The sequence below is a fragment of the Pseudomonas pharyngis genome, assembly GCF_021602345.1.
In the GTDB taxonomy this organism is placed as follows: domain Bacteria; phylum Pseudomonadota; class Gammaproteobacteria; order Pseudomonadales; family Pseudomonadaceae; genus Aquipseudomonas; species Aquipseudomonas pharyngis.
The window spans coordinates 124,773-145,144 of sequence record NZ_BQID01000011.1; the positions used below are offsets into that span (position 1 = coordinate 124,773).

At 59.5% G+C, this 20,372-nt stretch carries 22 protein-coding genes; 15 read left to right on the forward strand and 7 right to left on the reverse strand.

Features of this window, described 5'->3' with window-relative positions; all coding sequences use genetic code 11:
- Positions 1–19 precede the first annotated feature (19 nt).
- From metG to L6D74_RS22065, 8 genes are all read left to right on the forward strand, one after another.
- A complete protein-coding gene (gene metG / locus L6D74_RS22030) occupies positions 20–2,071 on the forward strand; it encodes a methionine--tRNA ligase (RefSeq protein ID WP_039765864.1) in 2,052 nt (683 codons plus the stop codon).
- Positions 2,072–2,202: 131 nt separating this feature from the next.
- Positions 2,203–2,772, forward strand: coding sequence for an electron transport complex protein RnfA (locus L6D74_RS22035; RefSeq protein WP_085610863.1), 570 nt, complete (start codon positions 2,203–2,205; stop codon positions 2,770–2,772).
- Complete coding sequence (gene rsxB / locus L6D74_RS22040) at positions 2,769–3,983, forward strand: electron transport complex subunit RsxB (RefSeq protein WP_236190362.1); 1,215 nt, start codon at positions 2,769–2,771, stop codon at positions 3,981–3,983. Before L6D74_RS22035 ends, rsxB begins: the two co-directional genes overlap by 4 nt.
- Positions 3,970–4,953 carry an RnfABCDGE type electron transport complex subunit D gene (locus L6D74_RS22045; RefSeq protein WP_236190364.1) on the forward strand — a complete coding sequence of 328 codons (984 nt, stop codon included), beginning with the start codon at positions 3,970–3,972 and terminating at the stop codon, positions 4,951–4,953. Before rsxB ends, L6D74_RS22045 begins: the two co-directional genes overlap by 14 nt.
- On the forward strand, positions 4,950–5,555 hold the full coding sequence (locus tag L6D74_RS22050) for an RnfABCDGE type electron transport complex subunit G (protein ID WP_236190366.1): 606 nt from the start codon (positions 4,950–4,952) through the stop codon (positions 5,553–5,555). Before L6D74_RS22045 ends, L6D74_RS22050 begins: the two co-directional genes overlap by 4 nt.
- On the forward strand, positions 5,552–6,133 hold the full coding sequence (locus L6D74_RS22055; protein WP_236190367.1) for an Rnf-Nqr domain containing protein: 582 nt from the start codon (positions 5,552–5,554) through the stop codon (positions 6,131–6,133). The genes L6D74_RS22050 and L6D74_RS22055 overlap by 4 nt, the downstream gene beginning before the upstream one ends.
- Complete coding sequence (gene nth, locus L6D74_RS22060) at positions 6,130–6,768, forward strand: endonuclease III (RefSeq protein ID WP_039765852.1); 639 nt, start codon at positions 6,130–6,132, stop codon at positions 6,766–6,768. The genes L6D74_RS22055 and nth overlap by 4 nt, the downstream gene beginning before the upstream one ends.
- Before the next feature lie 107 nt (positions 6,769–6,875).
- The gene (locus L6D74_RS22065) at positions 6,876–7,055 is read left to right on the forward strand and encodes a PA3496 family putative envelope integrity protein (RefSeq protein ID WP_039765850.1); all 180 of its coding nucleotides are present in this window, start codon (positions 6,876–6,878) and stop codon (positions 7,053–7,055) included.
- 88 nt (positions 7,056–7,143) lie between these two features.
- On the opposite strand, the gene L6D74_RS22070 is transcribed toward L6D74_RS22065, so the two are convergent.
- Entirely contained in the window at positions 7,144–7,770 is a 627-nt protein-coding gene (locus tag L6D74_RS22070) for a response regulator transcription factor (RefSeq protein WP_007953203.1), read from the reverse strand.
- 387 nt (positions 7,771–8,157) lie between these two features.
- On the opposite strand from L6D74_RS22070, the gene L6D74_RS22075 reads away from it, so the two are divergent.
- Positions 8,158–8,739, forward strand: a complete 582-nt coding sequence (locus L6D74_RS22075; protein WP_085647250.1) for a hypothetical protein — start codon at positions 8,158–8,160, stop codon at positions 8,737–8,739.
- Between the two features lie 132 nt (positions 8,740–8,871).
- On the opposite strand, the gene L6D74_RS22080 is transcribed toward L6D74_RS22075, so the two are convergent.
- Positions 8,872–10,089 carry an argininosuccinate synthase gene (locus tag L6D74_RS22080; RefSeq protein ID WP_007953201.1) on the reverse strand — a complete coding sequence of 406 codons (1,218 nt, stop codon included), beginning with the start codon at positions 10,087–10,089 and terminating at the stop codon, positions 8,872–8,874.
- Positions 10,090–10,218: 129 nt separating this feature from the next.
- The gene (locus tag L6D74_RS22085; RefSeq protein ID WP_007953200.1) at positions 10,219–11,127 is read right to left on the reverse strand and encodes a flagellar protein MotY; all 909 of its coding nucleotides are present in this window, start codon (positions 11,125–11,127) and stop codon (positions 10,219–10,221) included.
- A gap of 160 nt (positions 11,128–11,287) precedes the next feature.
- Here L6D74_RS22085 and pyrC point away from each other — a divergent pair, with 160 nt between their 5' ends.
- Positions 11,288–12,334: a dihydroorotase gene (gene pyrC, locus L6D74_RS22090; protein WP_039765844.1), complete on the forward strand. Its 1,047-nt coding sequence runs from the start codon at positions 11,288–11,290 to the stop codon at positions 12,332–12,334.
- Positions 12,331–13,005: a ribonuclease T gene (rnt, locus tag L6D74_RS22095; protein WP_007953196.1), complete on the forward strand. Its 675-nt coding sequence runs from the start codon at positions 12,331–12,333 to the stop codon at positions 13,003–13,005. Before pyrC ends, rnt begins: the two co-directional genes overlap by 4 nt.
- A 74-nt stretch (positions 13,006–13,079) precedes the next feature.
- On the opposite strand, the gene L6D74_RS22100 is transcribed toward rnt, so the two are convergent.
- Positions 13,080–13,682, reverse strand: coding sequence for a peroxiredoxin (locus tag L6D74_RS22100; RefSeq protein WP_007953195.1), 603 nt, complete (start codon positions 13,680–13,682; stop codon positions 13,080–13,082).
- Between the two features lie 291 nt (positions 13,683–13,973).
- Here L6D74_RS22100 and L6D74_RS22105 point away from each other — a divergent pair, with 291 nt between their 5' ends.
- Positions 13,974–14,192, forward strand: coding sequence for a bacterioferritin-associated ferredoxin (locus L6D74_RS22105; RefSeq protein ID WP_007953193.1), 219 nt, complete (start codon positions 13,974–13,976; stop codon positions 14,190–14,192).
- A gap of 199 nt (positions 14,193–14,391) precedes the next feature.
- Complete coding sequence (gene bfr, locus L6D74_RS22110) at positions 14,392–14,868, forward strand: bacterioferritin (protein ID WP_064599145.1); 477 nt, start codon at positions 14,392–14,394, stop codon at positions 14,866–14,868.
- A gap of 106 nt (positions 14,869–14,974) precedes the next feature.
- Here bfr and grxD read toward each other — a convergent pair whose 3' ends face one another.
- The 3 genes from grxD to L6D74_RS22125 all read right to left on the reverse strand — a co-directional run bounded on the left by grxD (position 14,975) and on the right by L6D74_RS22125 (position 17,939).
- Entirely contained in the window at positions 14,975–15,316 is a 342-nt protein-coding gene (gene grxD, locus L6D74_RS22115) for a Grx4 family monothiol glutaredoxin (protein ID WP_236190368.1), read from the reverse strand.
- Between the two features lie 97 nt (positions 15,317–15,413).
- Positions 15,414–17,519 carry a molybdopterin oxidoreductase family protein gene (locus L6D74_RS22120; protein ID WP_236190369.1) on the reverse strand — a complete coding sequence of 702 codons (2,106 nt, stop codon included), beginning with the start codon at positions 17,517–17,519 and terminating at the stop codon, positions 15,414–15,416.
- A 129-nt stretch (positions 17,520–17,648) separates the two neighbouring features.
- Positions 17,649–17,939, reverse strand: a complete 291-nt coding sequence (locus L6D74_RS22125; protein ID WP_085610874.1) for a hypothetical protein — start codon at positions 17,937–17,939, stop codon at positions 17,649–17,651.
- A 406-nt stretch (positions 17,940–18,345) separates the two neighbouring features.
- Between L6D74_RS22125 and argF the strand changes: the two genes are divergently transcribed.
- Together argF and L6D74_RS22135 are read left to right on the forward strand one after the other, a co-directional pair.
- Entirely contained in the window at positions 18,346–19,266 is a 921-nt protein-coding gene (gene argF, locus L6D74_RS22130; protein WP_064599150.1) for an ornithine carbamoyltransferase, read from the forward strand.
- Positions 19,263–20,372 carry an ABC transporter ATP-binding protein gene (locus L6D74_RS22135; RefSeq protein WP_236190370.1) on the forward strand — a complete coding sequence of 370 codons (1,110 nt, stop codon included), beginning with the start codon at positions 19,263–19,265 and terminating at the stop codon, positions 20,370–20,372. The genes argF and L6D74_RS22135 overlap by 4 nt, the downstream gene beginning before the upstream one ends.

A 20,372-nucleotide genomic window follows, 5' to 3' on the forward strand; every position in this document is an offset into this window, starting at 1 on the left:
TCAAGTAGCGAAGCCCCACATGTCCGAACCACGCAAGATTCTCGTCACCAGCGCCCTGCCCTACGCCAACGGTTCGATCCACCTTGGCCACATGCTGGAATACATCCAGACCGATATGTGGGTGCGCTTCCAGAAGCATCGCGGCAATCAGTGCATTTATGTCTGCGCCGACGACGCCCACGGTTCGGCGATCATGCTGCGCGCGGAAAAGGAAGGCATCACCCCGGAACAACTGATCGCCAACGTCCAGGCCGAACACAGCGCCGACTTTGCCGAGTTCCTGGTGGACTTCGACAACTTCCACTCCACTCACGCCGAAGAAAACCGTGAGCTGTCGAGCCAGATCTACCTGAAGCTGCGTGACGCCGGGCACATCGCCCAACGTTCGATCACCCAGTATTTCGACCCGGAAAAGAAAATGTTCCTGGCCGACCGCTTCATCAAGGGCACCTGCCCGAAGTGCGGCACTGAGGACCAGTACGGCGACAACTGCGAAAAGTGCGGCGCGACCTACGCGCCGACCGATCTGAAGGATCCGAAGTCGGCCATCTCCGGCGCCACTCCGGTGCTCAAGGATTCCCAGCACTTCTTCTTCAAACTGCCGGATTTCCAGGAAATGCTCCAGGCCTGGACCCGCAGCGGCACCCTGCAGGACGCCGTGGCCAACAAGATCGCCGAATGGCTGGACGCCGGCCTGCAACAGTGGGACATCTCCCGCGATGCGCCGTACTTCGGTTTCGAGATCCCGGGCGAGCCGGGCAAGTACTTCTACGTGTGGCTGGACGCGCCGATCGGCTACATGGCCAGCTTCAAGAACCTCTGCAACCGCACGCCGGAGCTGGACTTCGACGCGTTCTGGGGCAAGGACTCCACCGCCGAGCTGTACCACTTCATCGGCAAGGACATCGTCAACTTCCACGCCCTGTTCTGGCCGGCGATGCTCGAAGGCGCGGGTTTGCGCAAGCCGACCGGGATCAACGTGCACGGCTACCTGACCGTCAACGGTCAGAAGATGTCCAAGTCCCGCGGCACCTTCATCAAGGCCCGTACCTACCTGGATCACCTGTCGCCGGAATACCTGCGCTACTACTACGCGGCCAAACTCGGCCGTGGCGTGGACGACCTCGACCTGAACCTCGAAGACTTCGTGCAGAAGGTCAACTCCGATCTGGTCGGCAAAGTCGTCAACATCGCCAGCCGTTGCGCCGGTTTCATCCAGAAGGGCAACGCCGGTCTGCTGGTGGACACCAACGCCGCACCGGAACTGACCGAAGCCTTCCTGGCTGCCGCGCCGAGCATCGCCGACGCCTATGAGGCCCGCGACTTCGCCCGTGCCATGCGCGAAACCATGGCGTTGGCCGACCGCGCCAACGCCTGGATCGCCGACAAGGCGCCATGGTCGCTGAACAAGCAGGAAGGCAAGCAGGATGAAGTCCAGGCAGTCTGCGCCACGGCGATCAACCTGTTCCGTCAGCTGGTGATCTTCCTCAAACCGGTGCTGCCAGTGCTGGCCGCCGATGCCGAGGCGTTCCTCAACGTCGCGCCGCTGACCTGGAACGACCACACCACCCTGCTGGCCAACCACCAGTTGAACGAATTCAAACCGTTGATGACCCGCATCGACCCGGTAAAAGTGCAAGCCATGACCGACGCCTCGAAAGAAGACCTGACCGCCAGCCAGACCGACACCGGCGCCGCCGCGCCTGCCGGCAATGGCGAACTGGCCAAGGATCCGCTGTCGCCGGAAATCGACTTCGACACCTTCGCCGCCGTCGACCTGCGCGTGGCGCTGATCGTCAAGGCTGAACACGTTGAAGGTGCGGACAAGCTGCTGCGTCTGACCCTCGACATCGGTGACGAGCAACGCAACGTGTTCTCCGGGATCAAGAGCGCTTACCCGGATCCGTCGAAGCTCGACGGCCGCCTGACCATGATGATCGCCAACCTCAAGCCGCGGAAAATGAAGTTCGGCATCTCCGAAGGCATGGTGATGGCAGCCGGCCCTGGTGGTGAAGAAATCTACCTGCTGAGCCCGGACAGCGGCGCCAAGCCGGGTCAGCGCATCAAGTAAGATTCTGCCCTGACAGATCCCACAGGCGTGCTCCGTGCGCCTGTGGGATTTTTCATATCTGGCCCGCCCTCCACGGCTGCCGGATAATGCCTAACCTTAAGTGACACACGCCCGCTTCCACCGGCAGACCCATGACCGAACTCGTGCTTACGCTCTTCAGTGCTGCGCTGATCAACAACTTCGTGTTGCACTGGCCGCTGGGCGTCGATCCGCTGCTGGGCAGTGAGCGTCGACAAGTGCATGCGCTGGGGCTGGCGACGTTGTGTCTGATGCTGCTTGTCGGTGTGGCGGGTTACGTGCTCTGGCATTGGCTGCTAGTGCCGTTGCAACTGGAATTCCTGCGCCTGTTTGTGTTTATGCCGTTGAGCATCTTGCTGATCACGCCGTTGCTGAAGCTGTTGGCGTATTGGCTCCCCGCTCTGCCATTCGATGGTTTGTGGCCGCTGCTGCTGGGCAATGCCGGTGTGCTGGGGCTGACGCTGCTCAACGCGCAAGCGGACAAAGGCCTGTTGCATGCGACAGCGCTGAGCCTTGGCGCCGGCTTGGGTTTCTGGCTGGTGTTGAGCCTGTTCAACGATTTGCGCGAACGCACAGCCGACAACGATATTCCCCTGCCCTTTCGTGGCCTGCCGATCCTGTTGATCGGCGCCGGACTGATGGCCGTGGCTTTTCTCGGATTCAGTGGACTGATCAAAACATGAGTCTGATTCAACGCATCGATGCCCTGCTGCCGCAGACCCAATGCGGCAAGTGCGGCCATCCCGGATGCAAACCCTACGCTGAAGGCATTGCCGACGGCGAGCCGATCAACAAGTGCCCGCCGGGTGGCGACGAAACCATCGCGGCGCTGGCCGAACTGTTGAAAATCCCTGTGCTCGAGCTGGACATCAGTCGTGGTTCGGCGCCCCCGCAAGTGGCCTACATCCGCGAGGCCGAATGCATCGGCTGCACCAAATGCATTCAGGCCTGCCCGATCGACGCCATTGTCGGCGCGGCAAAGCTGATGCACACCGTCATCATCGACGAATGCACCGGTTGCGATCTGTGCGTGGCGCCCTGCCCGGTCGACTGCATCGAAATGCACCCGTTGCCGCCGGGCACGCTGCCGGTGGTCGGCGGCCTGGCCGCCAGCCTTGCAGAACAGCAGGCCCGCACGGCCAAACGCGATCACGCCCGCCAGCGCTTCGAACGGCGCAACGCTCGTCTGCAACGCGAAGAACAACAGAAGCAGGCTGAACGCGACGCCCGCGCGCAGCGCGCGGCTCAGGTCGAAGTCGCTGCCACTGCGCTCGATCCGGTGCAGGCGGCACTGGAGCGGGTCCGCGCGCAAAAAGCCGCGACCGCCGATGCCGCGCTGAAAAAAGCCAAGATCGACGTGGCCATGAGTCGGGCGCAATTGAACAAGTCGCTCAAGGCATTCGGTCATCCGCCGACCTTCGATCAGCAATCGCAACTGATCGTCCTGCAACAGCAATTCGAAGCGGCCGAACAGGCACTTGCGAAGCTGGAAAGCAACGCGGCACCTGCGCCAGTAGCAGCCGCCCCGGCGAAGGACGCCGATCTGAAACGGGCAAAAATCCAACTGGCGATGCGCCGTGCCGAACTGAAAAAAGCGCAAACCGCAGAGGCCCCGCCAGCCGAGATCGCCGCGCTGGAGCAAGCGCTGCGTGACGCCGAACAGGCGCTGCACAACGCCGAAGCCGCCAGCGATCAACCGGCGCCGGAGCTTGTGCGTGTCGAGAAACGCCCGATCGACGATCAGCTGCGTCAGCTGAAAACCGAACTGGCCTACGCTCGCGCCGATCTGAACAAACTGCAACGGCGCGACGGCACGCCCGCCGACATCCTCGAAAAGGCCCGCGCCCGCCTGCAAGAAGCAGAGCGGCAGGTACAAGCCCATGTCATCCATTGAAACCAGAGACGAGCGCCTGCAACAGGCAATGAAGCTGGTTTTGCTGGCGACATTGCCGGGATTACTGGCGTTGTTCTGGTTTTACGGATGGGGCGTGTTGATCAACCTGATCCTGTCCGTCGTCACGGCCTTGGGGGTTGAAGCTGCCGTGACTTATCTGCGCCGGCAACCGCTGCAGTCCACCTTGAGCGATGGCAGCGCGGTAGTCAGCGCCACGCTGCTGGCGATCGCGCTGCCGCCCTATTGCCTGTGGTGGCTGACGGTCACTGCGATCGCCTCGGGCCTGCTGCTGGGCAAACATCTGTACGGTGGCGTGGGCCGAAACCCTTTCAACCCGGCCATGCTCGGCTTTGCCTTGGCCATGGTGATGTTCCCTCAGCCGATGACCCACTGGCCGGCCCACGGCATGGAGCTGACGGCGGCTTTTGGCCAGGTGTTCAATCTGGGCGCGCAACCGGACGCCTGGGTTCAGGCCACCGCGCTGGACAGTCTGCGCATCAATAAAAGCCTGACCATGGATGAACTGTTTGCCGGCGATCCGGCGTTCGGTCGCGTTGGCGGGCACGGCGTCGAATGGGTGAACCTGGCGTTCCTCGGCGGTGGGTTGTTGCTGTTGCAGCGTCGAGTGTTTGGCTGGCACGCGCCGGTCGGCATGCTCGCCAGCCTGTTCATGATCAGCCTGTTGTGCTGGAACGGCTCGGGATCCGACTCCCACGGCTCGCCGCTGTTTCACCTGCTGAGCGGCGCGACCATGCTCGGGGCGTTTTTCATCGTCACTGAACCGGTGTCGGGGGCAAAAAGCCCGCTCGCCCGTCTGTTGTTCGGCGCGGGCGTGGGGTTGCTGACTTATGTGATTCGCACCTGGGGTGGTTACCCCGACGGCGTGGCGTTTGCAGTGCTGCTGATGAACCTGTGCGTGCCGGCGATTGAGCGTTTCGCCATGGCCCGTCAGGCGCAGGTGGCACCATGAACCGCACGAGCAGCCTGATCACACTGGTGTTGATCAGCGCGCTGGGCATCGGCGTGACATGGTTGGTGCAACGCAGCAATGCGTCGCAGATCGCCGCCGAACAGCGTCTGCTTGAAAGTCGCAAGCTGCTGGACGTGCTGCCGGCCGACAGTTACGACAATCAGCCGCTTGAACAACCTCTGGCGCTGACCGACATCCACCTGAGCCACAGTCAGTTGCTGGGCACTTATCGGGCGAGCAAAAGCGGCCAACCCGTGGCAGTGCTGTTACGCAGCCAGGCCCAAGGTTATGCCGGCAATATCGAGTTGCTGATTGCCATCGACGCCAACGGCCGATTGCTCGGCGTGAAAACCCTTGAGCAAAACGAAACACCTTCGCTGGGTGGGCATATCGGTGACTGGCCAAACGGCTGGCTTCAGCGCTTTAGCGGAAAATCGAGCAGCCAGCCGACGGACAGCGGATGGGCTCTGAAAAAGGATCAGGGACAGTTCGACCAGATCGCGGGCGCCACCATTACGTCTCGTGCGGCGATCAATGCCATCCACGATGCCCTGCGTTACTTCGACGAACACCGGACGGCCCTGCTCGGGAGCGCGCCATGAATACGTCAGCGACTCTGTCCAATTCAATGATGCTGGTTCTGTTGATCGGTGCCACCGACTCCGTGGCGGGTGCGCTGGCGACGCTGTTGATGTTTACGGTTGTCGTGGGCGTTTACGGTTTGTGCATGGCACCGCTGCGCTCGCGCCTGAGCAGCGAGAGCCTGTTGCCGGTCAGCCTGGTGCTGGCCGCAACCCTGGCGGGCTGCGCCGATATTGTTCTGCAACGCGGTGCGATGCAGTGGCATCAACTGATCAGTCTTTATGCAGGGCTGATTGGCTTGCAATGCGTCGTACTGGAGCACAATGGATTTTTTCGCCAACCCGTGCGCACACGGCTGAAGCTGTGCGGCCTGTTTGCCGCGCTGATGATTGCGCTTGCGATGTTGCGTGAGCTGATCGGTCAGGGCAGCATCGGCCATCACCTGTCGGATCACTGGCAAGGTTTGATTCTGTTCGGCGACGGTCTTCATCTCGCGACGCTGGCTCCCGGCGCCTTCATATTGCTTGGACTGTTACTGGCCGCCCGTCAGGCCTGGACTCGCCCTGCCGACCTACCCGAGGAAACGCATCACCCATGAATGCCGCAAAACGTCTGGAGATCTTCCGCCGGTTTCACGAGGACAACCCCGAACCCAAGACCGAGCTGGCCTATTCTTCGCCTTTCGAACTGTTGATCGCAGTGATTCTGTCTGCACAATCGACGGATGTCGGGGTGAACAAGGCAACGGCCAAGCTGTTCCCGGTGGCGAACACGCCGGCGGCCATTCACGCGCTAGGCGTTGAAGGTCTGTCCGAGTACATCAAGACCATCGGCCTCTATAACAGCAAGGCCAAAAACGTGATCGAGACCTGTCGTCTCCTGGTCGAGCTGCACAATGGCGAAGTCCCGCAGACTCGCGAAGAACTGGAGGCCTTGCCGGGCGTTGGCCGCAAAACTGCCAATGTCGTGCTCAACACTGCGTTCCGACAGTTGACCATGGCCGTTGACACCCACATTTTCCGGGTCAGCAACCGCACCGGCATTGCACCGGGAAAAAATGTGGTCGAGGTGGAAAAGAAGCTGATGAAGTTCGTGCCAAAGGAATACCTGCTCGACTCGCACCACTGGCTCATTCTTCACGGACGCTATGTGTGTCTGGCACGCAAGCCCCGCTGTGGCAGCTGTCGGATCGAAGATTTGTGCGAGTACAAGCACAAGACTTCCGACGATTGAGCGGCTATTGGAGTTATTGATTCATCGATTGAAAAAATCTTTTTTACCATCCGCTGGAATATCGATATAAGGGGCGCCAAAGGCAGTCTTAGCCTGGAGTTGACCTTATGACTGACAGCAAAGAACAACTGGATGTAGACGACGATTTCATCGCTGCCGAAGCCGAAGACGCCGAACCGGTGGTTGAAGTTGCCAAGACCAATCTCAGCAAGCGCCGAACCATCGACAACCTGCTTGAGGAGCGCCGGTTGCAGAAGCAATTGGCCGATTACGACTTTGATCTCTGATATTTGAAAGCCTCCCGAAACGGAGGCTTTTCTCTTTTTGCTACTCGCTGATTCCGATCCGCCCATGATCCGTCAGCCACTGAAAACCTCAGACCAGGCCATTGCGCTGCGCCAGTTCGATCAGATCCACCAGCGAGCGCGCATTGAGCTTTAAAAGCAATCGGGTCTTGTAGGTACTCACGGTCTTGTTGCTGAGGAACATCCCGTCGGCGATTTCCTTGTTGGTCTTGCCGCGCGCCAGTTGCTGCAACACCATCATTTCACGCCCGGACAGGCGATCCACCATATCGGCCTCGCTGGCATTTCCCAGGCTGGTCCTCACCGTATGCAACGCCTGATTCGGAAAATAGCTGTATCCGGACAGTACCGCCTTGATTGCACTCAGCAACTCCGTCAGATCCTGTTGCTTGCAAACATAACCCGCCGCCCCCGATTGCATGCAACGCATCGAAAAGTGTCCCGGTGACTGGGACGTCAGCACGAGCACCTTCAACGGCATCGCACTTGTCGTAAGACGCGCAATGACTTCCAGTCCATCCAGTTTCGGTATGCCGATATCCAGTATTACGATATCCGGCATCTGATCACGGGCAAGTTGTAATGCATCCACTCCATTGTCGGTTTCTGCAATGACTTCGTAGCCATGACGTTCCATCAGCATACGCACCGCAAGACGAATGACGGGGTGATCATCCACGATCAGCACTTTATTCATGGGCAAGTCCAGTTTCGCTGTTCGAATTTTTAGAACCGGCACAATAACGCAGTCATTTCACTCATGGCATGGAGAAGTTCATTCACACCGGCATCAAGAGACAACTCCTACAGCCAATAAAGATTATTCCTACAGAAAAGGACCACCAGAAAAATACCAGCCTGAAAAGAACATAAAGCCCGCCACCCTGCCGATCGCCACTCGAAAACTATCCAACAAAAAACAAACCCACCGAAAGAAATAAAAAGCTGAAACAACATACTTATATTAATTCAACGGTATTTCCGATAAACACCAGCTAACTAGCGTCGGAGCACCAACCCGACACCCAGCTATACAAATCACTAGAACCCCATGACGAGATCAGCAATTTCATGAGCAGAGCACATGTTAAAACCCAACAGAAAGATCACCAACCCCATCAGCATTATCGCCGTATTTGCATTGATAACGGAGACCTCGGCAGCGGTTTCCCTGCCCTTTCTGGATAACGAAGAACGGAAGATCTACATTTGGCTTTTAATCAGCTTTCCTTTTTTCCTGTCGTTCCTGTTCTTCATAACTCTTAATTTCAACTATCGCTCCCTTTATGCACCTTCAGACTTTGAAAACGACAGTAGTTTTTTAAAGGCATTTGAGGAAACTGGATCCCACATGCATGAAACAGCGACACAGACCGATATAGAATTACACACAGTAAAACTGCAAAAGTTTTTAACTACGCTATATATCGTTGATATCAGGGGACGGACTGCCGAATTTGACACAGATGCGCTATTGAAAAAAATCCCACACTCTTCCAAGCACTCACTCAGAATATTCCTGTTCCTGACCCGCTCGACATCGGACGCTTCATTAACAGAAAACATCTTCAAATCGTTTAAACAGGCAAAGAAGGCTGCCGGAACGGCCTACTGCATTGCTTACGACGTGGATTCAATGAGCATGATCCAGGTGGAAAAGGTTTGAACGCCCCGCAGAAAGCGGGAGCAGCAAGATCAGCGCCAATACGGATCCGGATCAGTTTGAAGTACCGCGCGCCCGGAAACACAAAGGCCTTGTCTTACGACAAGGCCTTTGTTTCACATCCGAACCAACGACTCAGAATAGCTTGCGGCCCTTGTTGGCAGCAATGCGCATGCGCAGTGCGTTGAGCTTGATGAAGCCCGCCGCATCGGCCTGGTTGTAGGCGCCGCCGTCTTCTTCGAAGGTCGCGATGTTGGCGTCGAACAACGAATCGTCGGACTTGCGGCCGGTTACGATGACGTTGCCCTTGTACAGCTTCAGACGCACAACGCCGTTCACGTTGACCTGCGAAGCGTCGATCATTTGTTGCAGCATCAGACGCTCAGGGCTCCACCAGTAACCGGTGTAGATCAGGCTGGCGTACTTGGGCATCAGCTCGTCTTTGAGGTGAGCGACTTCGCGGTCCAGAGTGATCGATTCGATGGCGCGGTGAGCGCGCAGCATGATGGTGCCACCCGGGGTTTCGTAGCAGCCACGGGACTTCATGCCGACGTAGCGGTTCTCGACGATGTCCAGACGGCCGATGCCGTGCTCGCCGCCGATCTTGTTCAGCGTCGCCAGTACGGTGGCCGGGGTCATTTCGACGCCGTCCAGCGCGACGATGTCGCCGTTGCGGTAGGTCAGTTCCAGGTACTGCGGGGTGTCGGGAGCCTTCTCCGGGGAGACGGTCCAGCGCCACATGTCTTCTTCGTGCTCGGTCCAGGTGTCTTCCAGCACGCCGCCTTCATAGGAGATGTGCAGCAGGTTGGCGTCCATCGAGTACGGGGATTTCTTCTTGCCGTGACGCTCGATCGGGATCGCGTGCTTCTCGGCGTAATCCATCAGCTTCTCGCGGGACAGCAGGTCCCACTCGCGCCATGGAGCAATCACTTTCACGCCTGGCTTGAGCGCGTAGGCACCCAGTTCGAAACGCACCTGGTCGTTGCCTTTGCCGGTGGCGCCGTGGGAAATGGCGTCGGCGCCGGTTTCGTTGGCGATTTCGATCAGACGCTTGGCGATCAGCGGACGCGCGATGGAAGTACCCAGCAGGTACTCGCCTTCGTAAACAGTGTTGGCGCGGAACATCGGGAACACGAAGTCACGCACGAATTCTTCGCGCAGGTCGTCGATGTAGATTTCTTTGACGCCCATGGCCTGCGCCTTGGCGCGAGCCGGCTCGACCTCTTCGCCCTGACCCAGGTCAGCGGTGAAGGTCACGACTTCACAGTTATAAGTATCCTGCAGCCACTTGAGGATCACCGAAGTGTCCAGGCCGCCGGAATACGCCAGAACGACCTTGTTTACGTCCGCCATGCCATCACTCCACGGGGTTCTACGGAAAGCCGAGGAGTCTACCGCTCAAACGCGATAATTTACAGAGGCGCGACAGCTTAAGACGACAAAGCGACAGAATCTGTCGAGAGGGCGACGATGACCGGCAGGTCAGGAAGTCGCCGCCGTGTTGGCCGGAGTGCTGGCCTGAGGCGCCGGCGCGGTAGTCGGTGCCACTCGCGCAAGGTGCACGTTGACCCGGCGGTTCTTGGCCCGGTTGGCGGCATTCGTGTTCGGGACCAACGGGTAGCGCTCACCATGGAAACGCACGGTGATCTGCGATTCCTGAATGCCGTTGGCCTTGAAGAAATCAACCACGGCCAGCGCACGACGGCGCGACAGCTCACGATTGGTCAGACGATTGCCGCTGTTGTCGGAATGGCCGTCGAGCTCGATGTGATTGACCGTCGGATCGGCCTTCATGTATTCGAGCATCACCTGCAACTTGGCCTTGGCGGCGGCGTCCAGCTCGATGCCTTCGCCGGGGAAGCCGATCTGCGATTGTTTGACCTGATCGAAATTCTGCGGGAGCAGTTTCGCCACGCAGGTCTGATAGTCATTGAACGCCTTGCTGAACTTGACCGGCAGCAGGCGCACTTCCGACACCCGACCATCGCCTGATGCCCGACGTACCACCGGGCTGCGACCGTCCATCAGCCCGCTGATCAGTTGCCCGGCCTGGGACTGCGAACTGTTGAACAGCACGTTGCCGCTGCCCAGTCGAACCGTGCCCAGATTGATGTCGCCACGCCCCGGCTGCCACGGCGCAGCCGCCGCCAGCAAAGTCGCCGAACCGCCGCCAAGCATGGCGTTGTAGGCGTTCAGGCGAAAGGTCGCCTGCTCGCCGGCCTTGCGCACGAATTGCCCCGAGCCGAAGTCGGTGATCGGCTGCGTCAGACGGCACTCGAACTTGTCGCCCTCGACCGTCCACTCAATGTTCTCCAGACGGGTCTGGTAGGTCAGTGCCATCGCGGGAAGGCTGGCAAACACACTGAGCAAGGCTAAATATCGCTGGCGCACGGGAGGCTCCATTGGCTTCTACAACAAAAAAGACCGAGACATACATCTTTACGGCATACCTATGGGATATCGGACGCTCGTCGCAAAACTTGATAGCGAGTGCCTGCAAGAGTCTTTTCCGGTAGCATTCGCCTCAGTTTGACCCGCCTGGAATCCCCTCATGTCCGACCGCCTGACCCTGCTGCGTCCCGACGACTGGCACATTCATCTTCGCGATGGTGCCGTGTTGACCAATACCGTTGCGGATGTCGCGCGCACCTTTGGTCGCGCCATCATCATGCCCAACCTGGTACCTCCGGTGCGCAACGCCGCTGAAGCCGACGGCTATCGCCAGCGGATTCTCGCTGCCCGCCCGGCTGGCAGTCGTTTCGAGCCGCTGATGGTGCTGTACCTCACCGACCGCACCCAGCCCGAAGAAATCCGTGAGGCCAAGGCCAGCGGTTTCGTGCACGCCGCCAAGCTGTACCCGGCCGGCGCCACCACCAACTCCGATTCCGGGGTCACCAGCATCGACAAGATTTTCCCGGCGCTGGAAGCCATGGCCGAAGTCGGCATGCCGCTGTTGATCCACGGTGAAGTCACCCGTGGCGACGTCGACGTGTTCGACCGCGAAAAAATCTTCATCGACGAGCACATGCGCCGCGTGGTCGAGCGTTTCCCGACGCTGAAAGTGGTGTTCGAACACATCACCACCGGCGATGCCGTGCAGTTCGTCAACGAGGCGTCCGCAAACGTCGGCGCAACGATCACCGCGCATCACCTGCTCTACAACCGCAACCACATGCTGGTGGGCGGGATCCGGCCGCACTTCTATTGCCTGCCGATCCTCAAGCGCAACACGCACCAGGAAGCCCTGCTTGACGCCGCCACCAGCGGCAGCGCGAAGTTCTTCCTCGGCACCGACTCGGCGCCGCACGCCCAGCACGCCAAGGAAGCCGCCTGCGGCTGCGCCGGCTGCTACACCGCGTACGCCGCCATCGAGCTGTATGCCGAAGCCTTCGAACAGCGCAATGCGCTGGACAAGCTCGAAGCATTCGCCAGCCTCAACGGCCCACGTTTCTACGGCCTGCCGGCAAACACCGATCGCATCACCCTGGTTCGTGACGAATGGACCGCCCCGACCAGCCTGCCTTTCGGCGAGCTGACCGTTATCCCGCTGCGCGCCGGTGAAAAACTGCGCTGGCGCCTGCTGGAGGAACACGCGTGAGTGAAGACCATTTCGACGACGAACTGGACGGTCAAGGTGGCGGCGGTTCGCGCCATCCAATGGCAGCACGCTTTCGCGGCTACCTGCCGGTTGTCGTCGACGTAGAAACCGGTGGCTTCAACTCGGCCACCGACGCTCTGCTGGAGATTGCCGCGACCACCATCGCCATGGATGAAAAGGGTTTCGTCTACCCGGATCACACCTACTTCTTCCGCGTCGAGCCGTTCGAAGGCGCCAACGTTGAAGCGGCGGCACTGGAATTCACCGGGATCAAGCTCGATCATCCGTTGCGCATGGCCGTCAGCGAAGAAACAGCGCTGACCGACATCTTCCGTGGCGTGCGCAAGGCCTTGAAAGCCAACGGCTGCAAGCGGGCGATCCTGGTCGGCCACAACAGCAGCTTCGACCTCGGCTTCCTCAATGCTGCCGTCGCGCGGCTGGACATGAAGCGCAATCCGTTTCACCCGTTCTCCAGCTTCGACACTGCGACCCTCGCGGGTCTGGCCTACGGTCAAACCGTATTGGCCAAGGCCTGTCAGGCAGCCGACATCGACTTCGATGGCCGTGAAGCGCATTCGGCGCGTTACGACACCGAGAAGACGGCCGAGCTGTTCTGCGGCATCGTCAACCGCTGGAAACAGATGGGCGGCTGGGAAGACTTCGACGACTGAGGGTCGTCGGGTTGGATCCCGCGCATGAAAAAACCGGCTCAAGAGCCGGTTTTTTTGTACCTCGACGATGCGCCTTACAGGGCAGCAGCGTTCTCGGTCAGGTAAGCCGCAACGCCTTCTGGCGAAGCGTTCATGCCTTTGTCGCCTTTTTTCCAGTTGGCAGGGCAGACTTCGCCGTGCTCTTCGTGGAATTGCAGAGCGTCGACCAGACGGATCAGCTCTTCCATGTTACGGCCCAGCGGCAGGTCGTTGACGATCTGCGAGCGGACAACGCCTTTGTCGTCGATCAGGAACGCGCCACGGAAAGCCACGCCGCCTTCGGACTCAACGTCGTAGGCCTTGGCGATGTCGTGCTTCATGTCGGCAGCCATGGTGTATTTCACCTGGCCGATACCGCCATTGTTGACCGGGGTGTTGCGCCAGGCGTTGTGGGTGAAGTGCGAGTCGATCGACACGGCGATCACTTCTACGTTGCGTGCCTTGAAGTCGGCCATGCGGTTGTCCAGAGCGATCAGCTCGGACGGGCAGACGAAAGTGAAGTCCAGCGGGTAGAAAAACACCAGGCCGTATTTGCCTTTGATGGCCGAGGACAGGGTGAAGCTGTCAACGATCTCGCCATTGCCGAGTACGGCCGGGACGGTGAAGTCAGGGGCTTGTTTGCCTACGAGTACGCTCATTGATATCTCCTGGTGTAGAAACTTGAAGTTCAGGGTTCGGGCCAGCCTGCCACCCTCAGGCGACAGCCCTGTGACACGAACCCCCTTCGCAAGGGCCGACCATCATACACTGCGTTTTTCGACTGTCCTTAAAGGTTTTTCGCGAAATCCCGGCTGGCATTCAGCCATGTACCACCGTTCGTCAGTCACAGCCGTTGGCGATGAAAACCCTTCGGAAAGCACTTTGACAATCATTCTCGTTAACATTAAGATCCATCGCAATTGAGTCACAACCAGCGACGGTTCTCACTTATGTATGTTTGCCTCTGCACTGGCGTCACCGACGGACAAATTCGCGAAGCGATCTATGAAGGTTGCTGCAGCTATAAAGAAGTCCGTCAGGCCACCGGCGTCGCCAGCCAATGCGGCAAATGCGCGTGTCTGGCGAAGGAAGTGGTTCGCGAAACCCTGACCAAGCTGCAAACCGCCCAGGCCGCGATCCCCTACCCGGCAGAATTTACAGCCGCGTAATTATCCCGATTTCGAAGAACCGGACTTAAGTCCGGTTTTTTTATGCCTGAAAATCAACTGCTTAGCGCCTAGACGCGGAACACAAACATTCTTATTCCGATTAATTTTCATTTATTATTCAATAACTTAGGTTTGACACTTATAAATACCAAGCTCAAACTCTGCCTTATATACCGTTACTTAGGGCAGGACTCCCATCATGAAAGGCGACGTAACAGTCATCCAGCATCTCAACAAGATCCTTGCCAATGAGCTGGTCGCGATCAATCAGTACTTCCTGCATGCGCGCATGTATGAAGATTGGGGCCTGAACAAGCTCGGCAAGCACGAGTACCACGAATCCATCGACGAGATGAAGCACGCGGACAAGCTGATCAAGCGCATCCTGTTCCTCGAAGGCCTGCCGAACGTGCAGGACCTGGGCAAGCTGCACATCGGCGAGCACACCCAGGAAATGCTGGAATGCGACCTGCGCATCGAGAAGACCGGCCATGCTGACCTGAAGGCCGCCATCGCCCACTGCGAATCCGTCGGTGACTTCGGCAGCCGCGAACTGCTCGAAGACATCCTCGAATCCGAAGAAGAACACATCGACTGGCTGGAAACCCAACTGGGCCTGATCGATAAAGTCGGTCTTGAGAACTATCTGCAATCGCAGATGGGCGAAGACGAGTAATCAGCCAGCGCTAAACTCGAGACACTAAAAAGCCCCGCCCTCTTTCGAGAGGCGGGGCTTTTTATTGCCTGGACTTCAGGGTTGCCGAAGTCCGGACAGAAACCAATCAGGCTTCGGACTTGGTCGCAGCAGCCTTGGCGGATGCTTCCTTGACCAGGGTCTGCAGCTCACCGTTGGCGAACATTTCAGCCATGATGTCGCTGCCGCCGACCAGTTCACCGGCTACCCACAGCTGCGGGAAAGTCGGCCAGTTGGCGTACTTCGGCAGGTTGGCACGGATTTCCGGGTTCTGCAGGATGTCGACGTAGGCGAACTTCTCGCCACAGCCCATCACAGCCTGCGCAGCTTTCGCGGAGAAGCCACACTGCGGGGCATTCGGCGAGCCTTTCATGTAAAGCAGAATGGTGTTGTTGGCAATCTGCTCTTTAATCGTTTCGATGATATCCATGGAGCACCTCGGCTGAACTTTCCGACTCATGGGTCGGCACGGTGGCGCATTGTAACGGAATCCCGAGCGCGCTGCTCGGTCTCCCCGACAGACTTGCTCAAGCCGCCGCCACCGTCACCGGCACGCCATTGAGCGCCGCATTGCCTGACAGCTCGTCGAGCCGGCATTCATCGGTCAGGTCATTGGCGCTGGAGCCCGGCTGACCGCTGGCAATCGCCAACTGCACACCCGGACGGGCGTGGCCCCATCCATGCGGCAGGCTGACCACGCCTTTCATCATGTCCGCGCTGCCCAGCACCTCGACCTCGATCTGCCCGACCCGCGAACTGACCCGCACAAGCTGACCATCACTGAGCCCGCGACTGGCGAGATCGTCCGGGTTCATCAGCAACTGATGACGCGGCTTGCCCTTCACCAATCGATGGTAATTGTGCATCCACGAGTTATTGCTGCGTACATGACGGCGGCCGATCATCAACAGCTCATCGGCGGCCGGCGCCTGCAACGCGGCGAAGCGCGCAAGGTCGGCGAGGATTTCCGGCGGCGCCGCCTGAACTCGTTGATTGGCGGTCTTCAATCGCGGTGTCAGGTTGGGCTTCAGTGCTCCCAGATCAACGCCATGTGGATGATCGAACAGCGTCGCCAGCGACAATTTGTGTTCGGACGCATCGCCATAGGCGCCCATGCGCAAACCCATATCGATCATCTTCGCCGGCGGCATCGTCGGTTTCAGCTCCTTGCCGGTCTTCGCGGCAAAGGCCTTGGCCAGGCCGACGAAGATCTCCCAGTCGTGCAGTGCCCCCTCCGGTTTGGCGAGGATCGCCCGATTGAAACGGCTGACGTTGCGCACCGCGAACAGGTTGAAGGTGGTGTCGTAGTGATCGTTCTCCAGCGCCGAAGTCGACGGCAGGATCAGGTCGGCGTAACGGGTGGTTTCGTTGATATACAGGTCGACGCTGACCATGAACTCCAGCCCGTCCAGCGCCTGCTCCAGCTGCCGGCCATTGGGCGTGGACAACACCGGGTTACCGGCCACGGTGATCAAAGCGCGAATCTGCCCCTCGCCTTCGGAGAGCATCTCTTCGGCCAGCGCCGAGACCGGCAACTCGCCGCCGTATTCAGGACGCCCGGATACGCGGCTCTGCCATTTGTTGAAATGCCCGCCCGAAGTCGACGCCACCAGATCCACCGCAGGCTCGGTGCACAAGGCACCGCCGACGCGGTCCAGGTTGCCGGTGACCAGATTGATCAACTGCACAACCCAATGGCACAGCGTGCCGAAGGCCTGAGTGGAAACCCCCATCCGGCCATAACAAACAGCGCTTGGCGCGGCGGCGAAGTCCCGGGCCAGTTGGCGGATCTGTTCGGCGGGAACGGCGCACAACGGGCTCATGGCTTCGGCGGTGAAACCCGCTACCGCCGCGCGAACCTCGTCCAGACCATCCACCGGCAGATGACTGTCCGAAGTCAGGCCCTCGGCGAAAAGAGTATTTAGCACACCAAACAGCAACGCCGCATCGCCACCGGGACGCACGAACAGATGCTGATCGGCCATCGCCGCCGTCTCGCTGCGCCGAGGATCGACCACCACCACTTTGCCGCCCCGGGCCTGAATCGCCTTCAGACGCTTCTCGACATCCGGCACGGTCATGATGCTGCCATTGGACGCCAGCGGATTGCCGCCCAGAATCAGCATGAAATCGGTGTGATCGATATCCGGGATCGGCAGCAGCAAGCCGTGGCCGTACATCAAGTAGCTGGTCAGGTGATGGGGCAGTTGATCGACCGACGTCGCCGAATAGCGGTTGCGGGTTTTCAACAGGCCGAGGAAGTAATTGCTGTGGGTCATCAGCCCATAGTTATGCACGCTGGGATTGCCCTGATACACGGCGACCGCGTTCTGCCCATGACGCTCCTGAATCGCCGAGAGTTTTTCGGCGACCAGCTCGAACGCTTCGTCCCACTCGATGGGCAGCCATTCGTTGCCGACCCGGCGCATGGGCTGGCGCAGGCGATCCGGATCGTTCTGGATGTCTTGCAGCGCCACGGCCTTGGGGCAGATGTGCCCACGACTGAACGTGTCCTGAGCATCGCCCTTGATCGAGGTGATTTGCACCTGACCGTCGGTTTCGGTGGTTTCAATGGTCAAACCGCAGATGGCTTCACACAGGTGGCAGGCACGGTGATGGAGAGTCTTGGTCATGGCCAGTCTCTGTCTTGTTCTGGGCAGGCAATCACGCCTGCGGGAACAAAACTATGGCCCGCAGCCCGATGCAGCGCCAGCGACGTTCGTCTTGTGAATCGGCGGCCATCAGGCCCGCCGATAGACGCGTCAGTTCGCCGGAAGCTGTGGCGGCGCGGCCAGCTGGATTTCCTGGATGGTCTCGATCTGCTCGTGGGCGACGTGGACGCCGGTGAGTTCGCCGATCAGTCGCCAATGCTCGTCGAGCCCGGCGCTGATGGTCGCCATACGGTCGATCATCTGTCGACTGGCGGCCTTGACCACGTCGTCTTCGCTGCGCATCAGTTCGAAGGACATCGAGGTCATCGAGGCGGTGAGGTGGGTCAATGAGCGTGCCGTGTGGCCCAGCAGTTCCATTAACAGTTTTTCTTTCGATTCCATGCGGAGGCTTCCTGCGTCGCTCGTGATTTATTTATAACCCAGCACTTTGCTTTAGCAAATGTTTCAACCTGCGCATCCGACCAAGCGAACCGGTGGCTCATCGGTCGCAAACCGACCAGAGCGGTGCCATCCCCGCCGCGGCGGATTGCCAAGCCCGGTGGGGCCAGTGTACAAAGACCTCGCTGCCCTCTCGAAAACTGACCGGAAATCACAGTGTTCGCACTGTTATCACCCCGGCACATTTCTGCAAAAACCGTAGCCTATTGGAAAAACGCGACATTTAGTGTCAATATCGCGCCTTCCCCTATTTCGTCGCCCCCGTGCGGCTTACGCCGCAGGTCTCGCCCGTTGTTCCGATAGACAAGGCTTTGAGCATCTGCGGTTTGTAGCAAAAAGGTAGTCAATGATGAGCGCAAGGCACTTTCTCTCCCTGATGGATTGCACGCCCGAAGAGCTGGTCAGCGTGATCCGTCGAGGCGTTGAGCTCAAGGACCTGCGTAACCGCGGCGTACTGTTCGAGCCTCTGAAAAACCGCGTCCTGGGGATGATCTTCGAGAAATCCTCGACCCGTACCCGCATCTCCTTCGAGGCCGGCATGATCCAGCTCGGCGGCCAGGCGATTTTCCTGTCGCCGCGCGACACCCAGCTGGGCCGTGGCGAGCCGATCGGCGACTGCGCCATCGTCATGTCGAGCATGCTCGATGCGGTGATGATCCGTACCTTTGCCCACAGCACCCTGACCGAATTCGCCGCCAACTCCCGCGTGCCGGTGATCAACGGTCTGTCCGACGACCTGCACCCGTGCCAGTTGCTGGCCGACATGCAGACCTTCCTCGAACACCGCGGCTCGATCCAGGGCAAGACCGTGGCCTGGATCGGCGACGGCAACAACATGTGCAACAGCTATATAGAAGCGGCGATCCAGTTCGACTTCCAGTTGCGCGTGGCCTGCCCCGAAGGCTACGAACCAAACCCTGAGTTCGTGGCCAAGGCCGGTGACCGCGTAACCATCGTCCGCGACCCGCAAGACGCCGTGCGTGGCGCGCACCTGGTCAGCACCGATGTCTGGACCTCCATGGGCCAGGAAGAGGAAACCGCCAAGCGCCTGAAGCTGTTTGCGCCGTTTCAGGTCAACCGTGCCCTGCTCGACCTGGCAGCCGATGACGTGCTATTCATGCACTGCCTGCCCGCTCACCGCGGTGAGGAAATCAGCCTCGACCTGCTCGATGATCCGCGCTCCGTCGCCTGGGATCAGGCAGAAAACCGTCTCCACGCACAAAAGGCCCTGCTCGAGTTCCTTGTTGAACCGGCATATCACCACGCATGAGTCATGAATTACTGCTGAACCTGCGCAACCTCGCTTGCGGCTATCAAGATCAACGTGTGGTGCAGAACCTCAATCTGCACCTCAACGCCGGTGACATCGGCTGCCTGCTTGGCTCCTCCGGCTGCGGCAAGACCACCACCCTGCGTGCGATTGCCGGTTTCGAACCGGTGCACGAAGGAGAAATCTCTCTCGGCGGTGAAGTGATCTCCAGCGCCGGCTTCACCCTCGCCCCGGAAAAACGCCGGATCGGCATGGTGTTCCAGGACTACGCGCTGTTCCCGCACCTGAGTGTCGCGGACAACATCGCCTTCGGCATCCGCAAGCACCCGAACAAGGAGCGCGTGACCGAGGAGCTGCTGGAACTGGTCAACCTGAAGAACCTCGGCAAACGCTTCCCCCATGAGCTGTCCGGCGGCCAGCAACAACGTGTCGCCCTCGCCCGCGCCTTGGCGCCGGAGCCGCAACTGTTGTTGCTCGACGAGCCGTTCTCCAACCTCGATGGCGAATTGCGCCGCAAGCTCAGCCATGAAGTGCGCGACATCCTCAAAGCCCGTGGCACCAGTGCAATTCTGGTGACTCACGATCAGGAAGAAGCCTTCGCCGTCAGCGATCACGTCGGTGTGTTCAAGGAAGGCCGGCTGGAGCAGTGGGACACGCCCTACAACCTCTATCACGAGCCGGCGACACCGTACGTGGCCAGTTTTATCGGTCAGGGTTACTTCATTCGCGGCCAATTGGGCACCCCGGAATCGGTGCAGACCGAACTCGGCGAACTGCGCGGCAATCGCGCCTACACCTGGCCGATCGGTGGCGCGGTGGATGTGCTGCTGCGTCCGGACGACATCGTTTACGCGCCGGACAGTGCGCTGAAAGCGCGGATCGTCGGCAAGACCTTCCTCGGAGCTTCGACCCTGTATCGCCTGCAACTGCCGACCGGTGCACAACTGGAATCGATCTTCCCGAGCCACGCCGACCATCAGGTGGGTGCGGATGTCGGGATTCGGGTGGCGGCGGAACATCTGGTGCTGTTCCAGGCCTCCGGCAGCACCGCCGCGCAGATTCCGGCGGCGGAAAACGGCGTTCGCCGTTACAGCACCGCGCACTGA

Excerpts from the sequence above, each read along its gene's own strand:
- pyrC (WP_039765844.1), top strand. The coding sequence starts at position 11,288 with ATGTCCGACCGCCTGACCCTGCTGCGTCCCGACGACTGGCACATTCAT.
- L6D74_RS22120 (WP_236190369.1), bottom strand. The coding sequence starts at position 17,519 with ATGACCAAGACTCTCCATCACCGTGCCTGCCACCTGTGTGAAGCCATC.
- nth (WP_039765852.1), top strand. The coding sequence starts at position 6,130 with ATGAATGCCGCAAAACGTCTGGAGATCTTCCGCCGGTTTCACGAGGAC.
- L6D74_RS22100 (WP_007953195.1), bottom strand. The coding sequence starts at position 13,682 with ATGAGCGTACTCGTAGGCAAACAAGCCCCTGACTTCACCGTCCCGGCC.
- grxD (WP_236190368.1), bottom strand. The coding sequence starts at position 15,316 with ATGGATATCATCGAAACGATTAAAGAGCAGATTGCCAACAACACCATT.
- L6D74_RS22035 (WP_085610863.1), top strand. The coding sequence starts at position 2,203 with ATGACCGAACTCGTGCTTACGCTCTTCAGTGCTGCGCTGATCAACAAC.
- L6D74_RS22080 (WP_007953201.1), bottom strand. The coding sequence starts at position 10,089 with ATGGCGGACGTAAACAAGGTCGTTCTGGCGTATTCCGGCGGCCTGGAC.
- L6D74_RS22125 (WP_085610874.1), bottom strand. The coding sequence starts at position 17,939 with ATGGAATCGAAAGAAAAACTGTTAATGGAACTGCTGGGCCACACGGCA.
- metG (WP_039765864.1), top strand. The coding sequence starts at position 20 with ATGTCCGAACCACGCAAGATTCTCGTCACCAGCGCCCTGCCCTACGCC.
- argF (WP_064599150.1), top strand. The coding sequence starts at position 18,346 with ATGAGCGCAAGGCACTTTCTCTCCCTGATGGATTGCACGCCCGAAGAG.
- L6D74_RS22055 (WP_236190367.1), top strand. The coding sequence starts at position 5,552 with ATGAATACGTCAGCGACTCTGTCCAATTCAATGATGCTGGTTCTGTTG.
- L6D74_RS22070 (WP_007953203.1), bottom strand. The coding sequence starts at position 7,770 with ATGAATAAAGTGCTGATCGTGGATGATCACCCCGTCATTCGTCTTGCG.
- L6D74_RS22050 (WP_236190366.1), top strand. The coding sequence starts at position 4,950 with ATGAACCGCACGAGCAGCCTGATCACACTGGTGTTGATCAGCGCGCTG.
- L6D74_RS22105 (WP_007953193.1), top strand. The coding sequence starts at position 13,974 with ATGTATGTTTGCCTCTGCACTGGCGTCACCGACGGACAAATTCGCGAA.
- L6D74_RS22045 (WP_236190364.1), top strand. The coding sequence starts at position 3,970 with ATGTCATCCATTGAAACCAGAGACGAGCGCCTGCAACAGGCAATGAAG.
- rsxB (WP_236190362.1), top strand. The coding sequence starts at position 2,769 with ATGAGTCTGATTCAACGCATCGATGCCCTGCTGCCGCAGACCCAATGC.
- L6D74_RS22065 (WP_039765850.1), top strand. The coding sequence starts at position 6,876 with ATGACTGACAGCAAAGAACAACTGGATGTAGACGACGATTTCATCGCT.
- bfr (WP_064599145.1), top strand. The coding sequence starts at position 14,392 with ATGAAAGGCGACGTAACAGTCATCCAGCATCTCAACAAGATCCTTGCC.
- L6D74_RS22135 (WP_236190370.1), top strand. The coding sequence starts at position 19,263 with ATGAGTCATGAATTACTGCTGAACCTGCGCAACCTCGCTTGCGGCTAT.
- L6D74_RS22075 (WP_085647250.1), top strand. The coding sequence starts at position 8,158 with ATGTTAAAACCCAACAGAAAGATCACCAACCCCATCAGCATTATCGCC.